Annotated in this window: 10 protein-coding genes; 3 read left to right on the top strand and 7 right to left on the bottom strand. The window is 65.4% G+C overall.

Features of this window, described 5'->3' with window-relative positions; translation table 11 throughout:
* Window positions 1–21: 21 nt before the first annotated feature.
* Both A7D17_RS07425 and A7D17_RS07420 read right to left on the bottom strand, forming a co-directional pair.
* A complete protein-coding gene (locus tag A7D17_RS07425; protein WP_064508518.1) occupies window positions 22–1,806 on the bottom strand; it encodes a S53 family peptidase in 1,785 nt (594 codons plus the stop codon).
* A gap of 338 nt (window positions 1,807–2,144) precedes the next feature.
* Window positions 2,145–3,122: an NAD(P)H-quinone oxidoreductase gene (locus A7D17_RS07420; protein ID WP_064508517.1), complete on the bottom strand. Its 978-nt coding sequence runs from the start codon at window positions 3,120–3,122 to the stop codon at window positions 2,145–2,147.
* 443 nt (window positions 3,123–3,565) lie between these two features.
* Here A7D17_RS07420 and metF point away from each other — a divergent pair, with 443 nt between their 5' ends.
* Together metF and A7D17_RS07410 are read left to right on the top strand one after the other, a co-directional pair.
* Window positions 3,566–4,393, top strand: coding sequence for a methylenetetrahydrofolate reductase [NAD(P)H] (metF, locus tag A7D17_RS07415; protein ID WP_064508516.1), 828 nt, complete (start codon window positions 3,566–3,568; stop codon window positions 4,391–4,393).
* Between the two features lie 71 nt (window positions 4,394–4,464).
* On the top strand, window positions 4,465–5,094 hold the full coding sequence (locus A7D17_RS07410; RefSeq protein WP_064508718.1) for a hypothetical protein: 630 nt from the start codon (window positions 4,465–4,467) through the stop codon (window positions 5,092–5,094).
* 208 nt (window positions 5,095–5,302) lie between these two features.
* Here the strand turns inward: A7D17_RS07410 and A7D17_RS07405 are convergent, their stop codons facing one another.
* The 4 genes from A7D17_RS07405 to A7D17_RS07390 all read right to left on the bottom strand — a co-directional run bounded on the left by A7D17_RS07405 (window position 5,303) and on the right by A7D17_RS07390 (window position 11,073).
* Window positions 5,303–6,250: a Nudix family hydrolase gene (locus tag A7D17_RS07405; protein ID WP_064508515.1), complete on the bottom strand. Its 948-nt coding sequence runs from the start codon at window positions 6,248–6,250 to the stop codon at window positions 5,303–5,305.
* A 130-nt stretch (window positions 6,251–6,380) separates the two neighbouring features.
* The gene (locus A7D17_RS07400; protein WP_064508514.1) at window positions 6,381–6,749 is read right to left on the bottom strand and encodes a VOC family protein; all 369 of its coding nucleotides are present in this window, start codon (window positions 6,747–6,749) and stop codon (window positions 6,381–6,383) included.
* Window positions 6,750–7,212: 463 nt separating this feature from the next.
* Window positions 7,213–9,951 carry a preprotein translocase subunit SecA gene (secA, locus tag A7D17_RS07395; RefSeq protein WP_064508513.1) on the bottom strand — a complete coding sequence of 913 codons (2,739 nt, stop codon included), beginning with the start codon at window positions 9,949–9,951 and terminating at the stop codon, window positions 7,213–7,215.
* A gap of 177 nt (window positions 9,952–10,128) precedes the next feature.
* The gene (locus A7D17_RS07390) at window positions 10,129–11,073 is read right to left on the bottom strand and encodes a M23 family metallopeptidase (RefSeq protein ID WP_064508512.1); all 945 of its coding nucleotides are present in this window, start codon (window positions 11,071–11,073) and stop codon (window positions 10,129–10,131) included.
* Between A7D17_RS07390 and A7D17_RS07385 the strand changes: the two genes are divergently transcribed.
* Window positions 11,074–11,520, top strand: a complete 447-nt coding sequence (locus A7D17_RS07385; protein WP_082861805.1) for a DciA family protein — start codon at window positions 11,074–11,076, stop codon at window positions 11,518–11,520.
* A 332-nt stretch (window positions 11,521–11,852) separates the two neighbouring features.
* Here A7D17_RS07385 and lpxC read toward each other — a convergent pair whose 3' ends face one another.
* A complete protein-coding gene (gene lpxC / locus A7D17_RS07380) occupies window positions 11,853–12,764 on the bottom strand; it encodes a UDP-3-O-acyl-N-acetylglucosamine deacetylase (RefSeq protein WP_064508511.1) in 912 nt (303 codons plus the stop codon).
* Between the last annotated feature and the right edge of the window lie 159 nt (window positions 12,765–12,923).

The raw sequence follows: 12,923 nt of genomic DNA, 5'->3' as shown, positions 1-12,923 counted from the left end.
ACGCCATGGCGATGCCCAGGATCAGGGTGAGGCGTGGGCCAGGAAGCGGTCGAAATCGGCAATATCCACGCTGCCCCAACCCGATGCGAAATCCCAGCCGCTAGCGGCCACATAGCCATCGCCGTACAGGCCATTGGTCCCTGCCAGCACATCATGCTTGCGCTGCGCAGTGCCGCGCTGGCTTGCATAGCGATAGAGCTGCGGACCGATGAAACCCAGGTTCGGGTGCGACTGCAGTAACCGCGCGACATAGCCTGCGAAGGTCGGCGTGGCGGCGCTGGTGCCCCAGACGTACCCACGGAATTGGCGGCCTTGCGCATCGGTCAACAGGACCTCTGCGCTGCTGGAAAAAGCACCGTTGAAACTGACATCCGGCACGGCGCGGCGTCCGGAACTTACCTGTGCGGGGATCGCGGCCTTCTGCCACTGCGGCGCGTCGGCACCCCGGCTCAGGCCGCCCTGGCTGATCTGGCGGCCCACGCCGGTATTCCAGACGCGCTCGGCCGCATAGGTGCCGGCACTTCCGGTCCTGGTCTGCAGCTCAGTCGCACCGACCGCGATTGCATACGGGTCCGACGCGGGAAACGCGACCTGGCGTTGGTCCTGATGACCCAGCAGGCTGTCGTAATACGGCGCAGTCGCACGCGCGCTCAAGGGTTGATAGATCCCGTCGTCGCCGCTGCAGATCAGGATGTTCTGCCCCTGCCTGACCGCCTTGGAAACGCTGGCATCGATGGCCTGGAAGATCGTGTCGTTCACTTCGGCTTCCGGTGCGTAGATCGACATGCTGACCACACGCGCAAGGTTGTCGTCGGCCGCACGCGCCAGGCCATCGGTCATGCTCTTCCAGGAAAAGTCCGGGATGTTGTAGATGATCAACTGCCGCAGTCCGCCGGCACTGCCGACCAGCAGTTGCGTGTCCATGTCCCACTCGGTTTCGTTGTTCTTGCTATCTGCCGTGGAGCGGAAACCCGGCGCTGCCGGGTCGCCCACCGTCACCACCGTGACCGGCGTATGCAGGCCGTGCAGCGTCTGGAAATGCTGCAGACGCGACAGCGTCTGTTCCAGATTGCCAGCGGCGATAATGGCACCCACAACGCCGCTGGCAGGTGCCAGCGCGTTCGCGTCATAGACGCTGCCCAGCTCTTCCACGCTATGCCGCACCACTTCCGAGGCGCCGCTACTGCGCGCAAGGGCGGCACTTGTACTCAGTCCCCGATCGACAGCGACTCGCGCATCGGCGGGGACGGTCGAGCGGTGGGTCAATCGGGCAGTGCTGCGGTTATCCAGCCCCACCACGCCTTGCACGAGTGGGCGCAAGGCGTCAGGAAGAACGATCGCATCCTGATTGAAGTACACCGCACGCCCGTCGATAGTGCCCGTGCGCAGCGTCACCGCGAACGCCGACTGCAGCGCGGCCGCCGTTGCAGTGGCCTGCAACACGCGACCATCGGATACGACCTGCACATCGCTGATGCCGTGCTTGCGCAGGTAGTCCTTGATCTGTGCAATGTCGCTGGCAGCAGCCGCAGCGGTGTGGTCCAGCGCGCCACGCAGCAGCGGGTCGGCCGCATCGCGCATCAACCAGCGCTCGATCGCTGCGTGCTGCGCGGCTGCGTCCATCCGCGGCCTGAGCACGAGACTGATCTGCAGGACGCGCTCCGGCGCCATCGGCGCGCTGGCGCTGGCGCTGACCGCCGGCCACTGGCCGGAGGCCGGCAGATCCGACGTCGCCGCGTACGCGGTGCCCACGCCGCACACGGTCATGGTGGATGCCAGCAATGCCATACCCAGGGACTTCCGCATCGTTCGATTCCTTCGCTGTCGAGAATGAATACATCGGCTGCGGATTGTTACGAGCAGGTATGACCATTCACTCCGCGCCATGCGAAGTTGTTCGGCGTTGAGCGAGGACGCCTGGTGGAGCTCTCGAACGACGTCTGTGCACACCTTGAACGCGGGCAGTCGCGATGGCGGGCGGGCAAGCGAGCGCCAACGCCACCAGGCCGGCCATGCGGGCGCCACAAGCACAACACCGACGGCTGTTCGGCAGGCGGCAATGACGCAGCGCTATCGTTCCCCCGGCCCGCAGCGTCGCCGGCTACCCGCCCTGCACTCGAACGACGGGTAGCGGGACCGGAGGCTCACATCTCCAGCACCACCTTGCCCAGATGGCTGCCCTGCTCCAGATAGCGATGCGCCGCAGCCGCCTCACCCAGCGGAAAGCGCTTGTCGATCAGCACGCGAATCCTGCCTTGTTCGATCCAGGGCCACACCACGCGCTCGACTTCCGCAGCGAGGCGGGCCTTCTCGTCGGCAGTACGCGGACGCAGCGTCGATCCGGTCAGGATGGCCTGCTTGCGCATCAGCTGCGGGATCGGCACCTCGATGGTCGAACCGGCCTGCGAAGCGATATAGACGATGCGCCCGCGCGGGTTGAGCGCTTCCAGCGTATCGGCAAAGACCGCCGCACCCACCATGTCGAGCGCCACGTCCACGCCGCCATGCGCCTTGGCCACGTCCACGAACGACTCGCTGGTGGAATCGATCGCCACATCGGCGCCCAGCTCGCGCGCCTGCGCCGCCTTGCCGGCCGAGCGCGCAGTGGCCAATACATGCGCACCGGCCGCCTTGGCCATCTGGATCGCGGTGACTCCGATCCCGGACGTTGCCCCATGCAGCAGCAGCCACTCACCGGCCGCCAAGCGGCCATGCTCGAACAGATTGGTATAGGCAGTGAAGAGGGTTTCCGGCAATGCGGCCGCATGCACCAGATCCATGCCGGCGGGAATCGGCAGCACATGCCGCGCATCGACCGCGGCATAGTGCGCGTAGCCGCCACCGCCAAGTAATGCGCAGACCCGGTCGCCCACCTTCCAGCGACCGGCCGGCTCCACGATCTCGCCGGCCACTTCCAGACCCAGCGTTTCCGGCGCACCCGGCGGCGGCGGATAATGCCCGGCGCGCTGCAGCAGATCCGGGCGATTGATGCCCGCCGCATGCACGCGAATCAGCACCTGCCCGGGCGCCGGCCGCGGGCGCGGTTGCTCGGTGACATACAGCGCGTCGGCATCGCCCTTGCCATCGCGGATGGCGATGGCGGTCATCGTGGTATCGGACATCAGGGCGCTCCATCAAAGGGGCGCCCAGTGTAGGCAGGCAGATGTCAATGCCCGGCGTAGGGCGCGCGACGCCACTGCCGCTGCACAGCCTGTCTCGACGCGCCACAGGACGCTTCGCACTCACCTCAAGGTACACAACACGCTCTAGGCCAAGGCGAGCGCCAGGTCGCCGACACCATGCGCCAACGCAAGCCGGATGCGGCCCAACGATTCGGAGAAGACCTCCATTTGCTGCTCTTGCATGTCGCGCTCCGATCACGTGGCGCGGGGTGCCGAGCTTGACGCGCACGCCGCCGCGCGGCCGGCGTATACAAGCAGCCCCGGCCATGCGGTCGTCACTGCGCGCTGGCATCGCCCGCAATCGATCGGGACACTCGCAACCAAATATGCATTCATCGCGATGGAGCGATATTATGCCGACACGCTCTGCCGGACCCGCCGCGATGACGCATCTCAGTTTCGAGTTCTACCCCCCGAAGACAGACGACCAGCGCGCGCAGCTGGACCGCACTGCAGCCAAGTTGAAGGGCTATGCGCCGGAATACGTGTCGTGCACCTTCGGCGCCGGCGGCTCCACGCTCAGCTACACCTCCGAAACCGTGCGCCATCTCAAGCAGAAGCATGGCTTCGAAGCGGCGCCGCATCTGTCCTGTGTCGGCGGCAGCCGCGAGGAGATCCGCGAGTTGCTCAAGCTGTATCGCGCCATCGGCTGCACCCGCATCGTGGCGCTGCGCGGCGACCTGCCCTCGGGCATGGGCCACCCCGGCGACCTGCGTTATGCCTCTGATCTGATCGCCTTCATCCGCGCCGAACACGGCGACGCCTTCCGCATCGAAGTCGGCGCCTATCCGGAGACCCACCCACAGGCGACGGATGCACTCAGCGACCTGCGCTATTTCAAGGCCAAGGTCGATGCCGGCGCGGATGCGGCGATCACCCAGTATTTCTACAACGCCGACGCCTACTTCCATTTTCGCGATGCCGTGGAGCGCCTGGGCGTGGAGGTGCCGATCGTTCCCGGCATCATGCCGATCTCCAATTTCTCGCAGCTACGGCGTTTTTCCGAGCAATGCGGCGCAGAAATCCCGCGCTGGATCGGCAGGAAGATGCAGGCCTACGGCGACGATGCCGATGCGGTGCGGGCCTTCGGTGCGGAAGTGGTGGCCAGCCTGTGCGAGCGCCTGATCGCCGGCGGCGCACCGGCACTGCACTTCTACACCCTCAATCTGGCCAAGCCGACCACGCAGGTGCTGCAGCTGCTCGGACGTTGAACGCGGCCGGCAACACCCGCCCCTGCCCAACCATCGGGGGCGCGAATGCCAGAACCGCGCGCACAGCCCGCATCTTCCTCGCCAGCTCACGCGTGCCCGGCTACGCTGCGCCGATGCCTCGCCTCCTCTTGCCCGTGCTCGCCTTGCTGCTGTGCCTATGCCCCACCCTGCGCGTGCAGGCGCAGGAGATCCGCCGCTGCGTGACGCCGGATGGGCAGACCATGTTCACCGACCGCCGCTGCGAAGACGTAGGCGCCGCCACCCGCGCGCCACCGGTGGTGCGCAGCCAGGGCAATACCGGTCTGTATCGTTATGGCTGCCCCCGTCGGCTGAGCGAACTGGTGTCGCTGCTGCAACTGGCGGTGGACAGCCGCGACGTCAATCGCCTGTCCAGCCTTTACCTGTGGAGCGGCCAATCCGATGCCGCTGCGAATCAGGTGCTGAGCCGGCTGGAAGCCATCGTGCAACGCCCGCTGCTCGACATCGTGCCGATGTACCCGCAGACCGACACGCCCACCTGGGACGGCGGCGAAGCAGCAACGCCCTCGCTGGATGGCAGCCCGATCGACGCACCGCTACCGGCTCCCACGCGCCCACGCCCCTGGGGCCTGCGCCTGGAACAGAATCTGGCTAGCGGCACACCCGCGCGCAGCGTGTTGCGGCTGCGCCGGCAGTACAACTGTTTCTGGGTGACGTTCTAGCTGCATCGGGCGATACGCGACGTGCCTGCCGACCAGGTTGTGCCGGCGCTCTCCTCATTGCGTCAACAGCAGCAGATCGCACCGGCAACGCTGAGCGAGCGCAAAGCGTCTTTCCGACGCATCGCCGACCGCCGAGCCCCAGCACGATCCGCAAATCCGGCTGTCGGTCGCATCGCCGGAGGCAACACCGCAGCTTCAAGCGTCGCCGTCAGGCCGGCCACAGGCCACGAATCGCCGCGATGCCCTGCGCCCCGTGCGAACGCGCCTTGCGGAGATCGTCGACACCCATGCCGCCAAGCGCGTAGATCGGCAGCGATACCTGCTCGCGCAGGCGCTCGAAGCCGTCCCACCCCAGCGGCGTGGCGCCCGGATGCGACGCGGTGGCCTGCACCGGCCCCAGCACGGCGAAATCGCAGCCGATCCGCTGGGCATGGCGCAGGTCTTCCACCCCGTGACAGGACGCGGCCACCAGGTGCTCGGCCGGCAGCGGGCGCTCCTGCAGGCCGGCCAGTTGCTCGGCGCCCAGGTGCACGCCGATGCCCAGCTCGGTGGCCAGGGCGATATCACAATTGAGCAGCAACTGCGCGCGTTGGCGGCCACGCAGGTGCATCACCTTCTGCAGCAGGGCCTGCCAACGGGCCGGCTCGCACTGCCGTGCACGCAACTGCAGGCGCGTCACGCCCGCCTGCAACGCACGCTCCAGGCTGTCCAGCCAGTGCGCCTCGTCGTCGGGCTCGGGCGTGATCAGGTAGCGGTCGGGCTGGCGCAGCACGCCCACCACCGGCACATCCGCCGGCGGCATCGAATAGCGCGCCAGCTTGTCGGCCGCCACCCAGGTCATCGCCTGGCCTTCGCGCCCACGCGGGCTGCCTTTCCAGCTCGTGATGTGCCGCACTTCCAGCCGCAGGCGTTTGTCCGGATACAGCTGCGGCACATCCATGACCCACTCGCCGACCTGGGCCTCGATGCCGAGTTCTTCATTGAGCTCGCGCACCAGCGCCTGTTCGGAGGTTTCGCCAGGCTCGCGCTTGCCACCAGGGAACTCCCAAAGGCCGGGCATGTCGCGGGTTTCGGTACGGCGGGTCAGCAGGATGCGGCCGCGGGGGTCGGTGATCACGCCGGCAACGACGTGAATGGATCTGAGGGAGTCGGGCATGCAATAAGAGTGCCGCGAGTCAGCGGTCCAGCGCAATCGCTTGAGGGCGGGGAATGGAGAATCGGGAATCGGTTGAAGCACGCACCATGCCCGCCTTTGCAATTCCCCATTCCCGATTCCCGATTCATGCCTACAACGGATGCCCGATGCGCCAAAGCACCCCGCTGGGATCGTGCAAGGTGAAATCGCGTGCGCCCCAGGGCCGGTCTTCCGGCGCGCTGAAATTCACGCCGAATTGTTCGTCCAGTCCCATGTCATGCATGTGTTGCCACCAGGCGTCGGCATCGTCCACCCACAGATGCAGCATCAGGTTTTCGGCCAGCTCGCGCACATAGAAATCCTGCAGCAGGAACGCACAGTGCGCACCGTGCCGAAAGCAGGTCACATTACCGACCTCGTCTTCCTGCACGAATCCCAGCGCACGGTAGAACTGCTGCGACAGCGCATAGTCGCGCGCAGGCACGAACACCTTCAGTTGCTGGCTCGACAGCTGCGACATGACGCACTCCACGCGGGACGTGGATCGAGCATACGCCCCGCAGTGGCGCAGGCGGGGAAGCCCGGGTGCGCGGGCACAGTCGGCGCCCACGCGCGACAGGCAAGCGTGTGGTGCAGGGTGCGGGGCCCAGTCTTACCGAGACAGGGCCCGTCGAGCTGGTCGAGCGCTGCTAGCGCCAATGCGGTGGTTTGCAGACACTGCCTGACAACGATACAGGCCACGCGGTTGCCGGGAGGCCGGCAAAAAGTACGCGAGCTCGACTGGAGTCATTGCACCCAGCGGCCGCTATTCCACGTCCGAGCAGCTGCTCCGAAGAGACCCTCCCAATGCAAAGCCCCCCTTGGCGAGGGGGGCGCGCCGAAGGCGCGGGGGATCGGAAGCAAGGACCCGTGCACCCAGCGTCCGCTGCGCGGACGCTGGGTGGGCCGCCCGCGTTGCGGGCAGCCCCACGGTCAGCTCAGCATCAGCTGAGCTGACCGTGGCAGTGCTTGTACTTCTTGCCGCTGCCGCACGGGCACGGATCGTTACGACCGACCTTGGGTTCGTCGCGGGTAACCTGCGACACCGGCACCGGTGCGTTGCCGCCCTGCATCTGTTCCACTTCCTCGTCGGCGCCGTAACCGCCTGCATCCTGGTGCTGGAATTGCGAGGCCATCAGGCGGGCTTCGGCCTGGCGGCGTTCCTGCTCTTCCAGTTCGGCCACTTCTTCCTCGCTGCGGATGCGCACGCGCGCCAGCAGGTTGATCACCTCGCGCTTGACGTTCTCCAGCATCTCGGAGAACAGCTCGAAGGCTTCCTTCTTGTATTCCTGCTTGGGCTGCTTCTGCGCGTAACCGCGCAGGTAGATGCCCTGACGCAGGTAATCCATCTTGGCCAGGTGCTCCTTCCAGCCCTGGTCCAGTACGGTCAGCATCACGTGCTTTTCCAGCGCACGCATGGTGTCGTTGCCCACCGCCGCTTCCTTCTCGGCAAAGTGCGCATCCACCGCGGCCTGCACCTTGGCGGCAATCTGCTCGGCGTCCAGCTCCTCCTGCGTGCGCGCCATCTCGCGCAGCGCCAGCGGCATGCCAAGCTCCGATTCCAGCGTGGCTTCCAGGCCCTGCAGGTCCCACTGCTCATCCACCGAATTGGGCGGCACGAAGCGCGCGACCAGGTCGTAGATCACATCGCCGCGGATACCGTCGACGTTGTCCTTGACCGATTCGGCATCCAGCAACTCGTCGCGCTGGGCATAGATCACCTTGCGCTGGTCGTTGTTGACGTCGTCGAAGTCCAGCAGGTTCTTGCGGATGTCGAAGTTGTGCGCTTCCACCTTGCGCTGCGCCTTCTCGATCTGCCGGCTGACCAGGCGATCTTCGATGACGTCGTCTTCCTTCATGCCCATCATGCGCATCGCCTTCTGGACCCAGTCCGAGGCGAAGATGCGCATCAGGTTGTCTTCCAGCGACAGATAGAAGCGCGAGGAACCCGGGTCACCCTGACGACCGGCGCGGCCGCGCAACTGGTTGTCGATACGCCGCGATTCGTGGCGCTCGGTACCGATGATGTGCAGGCCGCCGGCCGCCTTGACCGCGTCATGGCGACGCTGCCACTCGGTCTTGATCTTGAAGCGCGCATCCTCGGTCGCATCCTCGCCCAGCGCGTGGTACTCCGATTCGAGCGAACCGCCCAGCACGATGTCGGTACCGCGACCGGCCATATTGGTGGCGATGGTCACCGCACCCGGCTGGCCGGCATTGGCCACGATGGTAGCTTCGCGCTCGTGCTGCTTGGCATTGAGCACTTCGTGCTTCACCCCGGCCTTGCGCAGATGCTCGGACAGCATTTCCGAGGTTTCGATCGAGGTGGTACCCACCAGCACCGGCTGGCCACGCTTGGCGCAGTCTTCGATGTCGGCCAGCACCGCATTGAACTTGCCCTTGCGGTTGAGGAACACCTGGTCCGGATGGTCCTTGCGCACAGTCGGGCGGTTGGTCGGGATCACTACCACTTCCAGGCCGTAGATGCTCTGGAACTCGTAGGCTTCGGTGTCGGCCGTACCGGTCATGCCGGACAGCTTCTTGTACATGCGGAACAGGTTCTGGAAGGTGATGCTGGCCAGGGTCTGGTTCTCGCGCTGGACCGGCACGCCTTCCTTCGCTTCGACCGCCTGGTGCAGGCCGTCGGACCAGCGGCGCCCGGTCAGGGTGCGGCCGGTGAATTCGTCCACGATCACCACTTCGCCATCGCGCACGATGTAGTCCACGTCGCGCTGGTAGATCGCATGCGCACGCAGCGCGGCATTGAGGTGATGCACCACGCTCAGGTTCTGCGCGGCGTACAGGCCGTCTTCGGCGTTTTCCAGGATGCCGGCCTGCATCAGCAGTTCTTCGGCGTGGCCCATGCCCGCCTCCGACAGATGCACCTGCTTGCCTTTCTCGTCGACCCAGAAGTCGCCATCGCCCTCTTCGCTTTCCTGCTTGGTCAGCTGCGGCACGATGCGGTTGACGCGGATGTACAGCTCCGGCGATTCGTCGGCCGGGCCGGAGATGATCAGCGGGGTGCGCGCTTCGTCGATCAGGATCGAGTCCACTTCGTCGACGATGGCGTAATGCAGATTGCGCTGGTAACGGTCGGCCCGCGACAGCGCCATGTTGTCGCGCAGGTAGTCGAAGCCAAACTCGTTATTGGTGCCGTAGGTGATATCGGCCGCGTAGGCAGCATGCTTGTCGCTGTGCGGCATGCCCGGATACACAACGCCCACGCTCAGGCCCAGCCAGTTGTACAACTTGCCCATCTGCGCCGAGTCGCGGCGCGCCAGGTAGTCGTTCACGGTGACCACGTGCACGCCTTCGCCCTGCAATGCGTTGAGGTACACCGGCAGCGTGGCCACCAGGGTCTTGCCTTCGCCGGTACGCATTTCGGCGATCTTGCCCAGGTGCAGCACCATGCCGCCGATCAACTGCACGTCGTAATGCCGCATGCCCAGCACGCGGCGGCTGGCCTCGCGGCACACGGCAAAGGCTTCAGGCAGGATCTTGTCCAGGGACTCGCCGGCGGCAAGCCGCTGCTTGAACTCCGGGGTCTTGGCTTGCAGCTCGGCGTCGGAGAGCTTCTCGATCGTCGGCTCCAGCGCATTGATCTGGGTGACGAGGCGGGTGAGCTGGCGCAGCTGGCGTTCGTTACGACTGCCAAAGACACGGGTAAGCAGACTGTTGATCATTGAAGAAACCGGTTGAAAAGGAACGGTTTGACCGACGCCGGTCCCCACAGACCCGACCGCCGTAAACGAAACAGGGCGCACTGCGCCCTGTCGATGGCAACACCCTATTGTAGCTTGGGGCGAGCCCTCACGAATCAAGCACCGCCATTGCGGTGCCTCATCCGCTCCATTGCCGCATCAGCCGCGCCCGCGCCGGCCCACCGGGGTATTGGTGTCGCCCAGGAACTTGCGTGGATTGACCACGTGCCCGTCCGCCCACACCTCGAAGTGCACGTGCGCACCGGTGGAGCGGCCACTGGAGCCGGCCCTGGCCACCTGCTGCCCGGCACGTACCAGATCGCCCACCTTCACCACCAGCCGCGAGTTGTGCGCGTAGCGGGTGACATAACCGTTGCCGTGGTCCACTTCGACCACGTTGCCGTAGCCACCACGCACACCGGCGTAGCTGACCACGCCATCGGCCACCGACAGCACCGGGTCGCCCACGTTGGCATGGAAGTCCACGCCCTTGTGGAAGGCCGAGCCACCATCGAACGGGTCGGCACGACCACCGAAGCCGGAGGTGATGTAGGTATTGCGGATCGGCATCCGCGACGGCACCGAATTCTGCTCGAGCTGGTGATCGAACATCAGCGAGGCCAGCACATTCAGCTGCTGCCCGGAGGCGGAAAACTGCTGCTCCACCTGCCCAAGGCTCTGCTTGAGCGATTCGACCGGCATGTCACTGACCGGCTCATCGCCGCCACCGACGCCAACCGGCGCGTCGAAGTCGAACTCACCGTCCTTCAACTTGCCCATTTCGGTCAGGCGCTCGCCCAAGGCATTAAGGCGGGTAGCCTGTGCCTGCAGCTCACCCAGCCGGGCAGCCAGGGCATTGACCTGCGCCTGCGACGCACGCTGCGCCTGCGCAAGCTCGGTCTGCTGCTGCGCGACCTTGGCCTGCAGCGCGGAATTGGTCACCATGCCGGTGGCGGTGCTTGCACCGACGCCGATCAGCATGCCCAGGCCAAGCACGGCCCCAAGCACCACCATCGGCCGATCTGCTGCAAAGCCCTGGAACTGCTGGGCCACACGCTGGGCCCGGGTCTGCCGAGATTTGATTACAACTTTTTTCAACGCCATATGAGTGTCATGTCCAAGCCCAAGTCCAACGCACGCAACCCTTCCGCCCCACAGCCGGCCATCGAGGCCGCGCTGGGTGAAAAGGCTGGCGACCCCTTGCGTCGAGCCTTGTGGCTCGATGCGCTGGACCGGCAGTTGCGCCCCCTGTTACCGCCCCATCTGGCGACCCGTTGCCGGTTGGCCAATGTCCGAGGCGAACAGCTCGTTTTTCTGGTTGATTCACCGATCTGGCATGCCAAGGTGCGGCTTGCCGAGACCCACATCCTCGATGCCGCCCGGTCCATCGGGCTGAAGGCCACCGCAGTGGCCGTCAAGACTGCAAGCGTTTCGCCGCATTCCCCAACGCAGCAAAACCGCGACCGTCCACGGCCGGTCTCCGAGGCCACGCACAAGGGCCTGCGCGATGCGCTTGCCTCCCTGCAGGACGTCCCACCGACCAAACGGTAGGGCGCTTGCTGTGTTACGTGACGGCGGTCACCGCGTGAAAAGAGCGCGAAGACCGCTCTCGACCCGAGGCATCCTAGCGGGCATGCGCCATGCAGGAGTTAGAGAAGTCTTAAATAAAAGTTAAGAACCGACCCGGAACCTGATGAAGTTCACACTTCTGCCGCCGATTGCGGCATTCCCTGACACAGGGCGGTCGCATGCTGCGACGAAGGATCCGGTAGCGGGCGGCGGGATAACGCCGATCAATCGGTTGAAGCCGCCCTGGCAGATCGGCGGGAAATGACAGATCAGCAGGACCCACCAGCGCGGCGGGCCGCCGGCCCGTCGACGGCTCAGGCGTAGACAGGGCTGGCGTAGGTGACCGGCGGCGGCTCGGCGCCCTCGGCGAAGCTGACCCATTCCCAGGCGCTCTGGTCCGCCAGCAACGCACGCACCAGCTTGTTGTTGAGCGCATGCCCGGATTTGAAGCCTTCGTAGGCGCCCAGGATGGCGCCGCCAGCCAGGTAGAGGTCGCCGATGGCGTCCAGAATCTTGTGGCGGACGAATTCGTTGGTATAGCGCAGGCCGTCCTCGTTGAGCACGCGGAACTCGTCCAGCACGATGGCATTGTCCATCGAGCCGCCCAGGCCCAGGTTGCGCTCGCGCATGTACTCCAGATCGCGCATGAAACCGAAGGTACGCGCGCGGGAGATTTCCTTGACGTATGCCGAGGTGGAGAACTCGATTTCCTGGCGCGACTGCTTGGCCGGGATCATCGGGTGATTGAATTCGATGGTGAAACCGAGCTTGTAGCCCTCGTACGGCTCGAAGCGCGCGATCTTGTCGCCCTCGCGCACTTCCACCGGCCGCTTAATGCGGATGAAGCGCTTGGCCTTGTTCTGTTCGACGATCCCTGCCGACTGCAGCAGGAACACGAATGGGCCGGACGAGCCGTCCATGATCGGCAACTCGGCCGAGGACAGTTCGACGATGACGTTGTCCACACCCAATCCGGCCAGGGCCGACATCAGGTGCTCGACAGTCTGGATCTTGGCGCCGTTACAGGTCAGGCCGGTGCACAGCGTGGTCTCGGTGACCAGCTCGGCATCGGCGGGCACTTCGACCACTGGCTCCAGGTCCACGCGCCGGAACACCACACCGTGATCGACCGGGGCCGGTCGCAGCGTCATGTACACCTTGTCGCCACTGTGCAGGCCGACGCCGGTGGCGCGAATGGTGTTCTTGAGAGTGCGTTGCTGGGTCATAGGACGAAGTCTGGGGGAACAATGCAGACAGACGCTGAACAGGCTGTCTAATTCGGTGAGGTTAGCCGAATTTTAACAAGTTACGCGTGACGAGAGGTGTAACTCAGCGGTCACGCCACTGCAAAAGCTGCCGGATCGTGACCGATCCGGCAGAAAGGA

It is taken from the genome of Xanthomonas floridensis, assembly GCF_001642575.1.
Lineage (GTDB): Bacteria > Pseudomonadota > Gammaproteobacteria > Xanthomonadales > Xanthomonadaceae > Xanthomonas > Xanthomonas floridensis.
Note: the sequence above shows the minus strand (reverse complement) of the source record. Positions and strands in the feature narration are given on the sequence as shown.

Excerpts from the sequence above, each read along its gene's own strand:
- A7D17_RS07425 (WP_064508518.1), bottom strand. The coding sequence starts at position 1,806 with ATGCGGAAGTCCCTGGGTATGGCATTGCTGGCATCCACCATGACCGTG.
- secA (WP_064508513.1), bottom strand. The coding sequence starts at position 9,951 with ATGATCAACAGTCTGCTTACCCGTGTCTTTGGCAGTCGTAACGAACGC.
- A7D17_RS07390 (WP_064508512.1), bottom strand. The coding sequence starts at position 11,073 with ATGGCGTTGAAAAAAGTTGTAATCAAATCTCGGCAGACCCGGGCCCAG.
- A7D17_RS07405 (WP_064508515.1), bottom strand. The coding sequence starts at position 6,250 with ATGCCCGACTCCCTCAGATCCATTCACGTCGTTGCCGGCGTGATCACC.
- A7D17_RS07420 (WP_064508517.1), bottom strand. The coding sequence starts at position 3,122 with ATGTCCGATACCACGATGACCGCCATCGCCATCCGCGATGGCAAGGGC.
- A7D17_RS07385 (WP_082861805.1), top strand. The coding sequence starts at position 11,074 with ATGAGTGTCATGTCCAAGCCCAAGTCCAACGCACGCAACCCTTCCGCC.
- lpxC (WP_064508511.1), bottom strand. The coding sequence starts at position 12,764 with ATGACCCAGCAACGCACTCTCAAGAACACCATTCGCGCCACCGGCGTC.
- metF (WP_064508516.1), top strand. The coding sequence starts at position 3,566 with ATGACGCATCTCAGTTTCGAGTTCTACCCCCCGAAGACAGACGACCAG.
- A7D17_RS07400 (WP_064508514.1), bottom strand. The coding sequence starts at position 6,749 with ATGTCGCAGCTGTCGAGCCAGCAACTGAAGGTGTTCGTGCCTGCGCGC.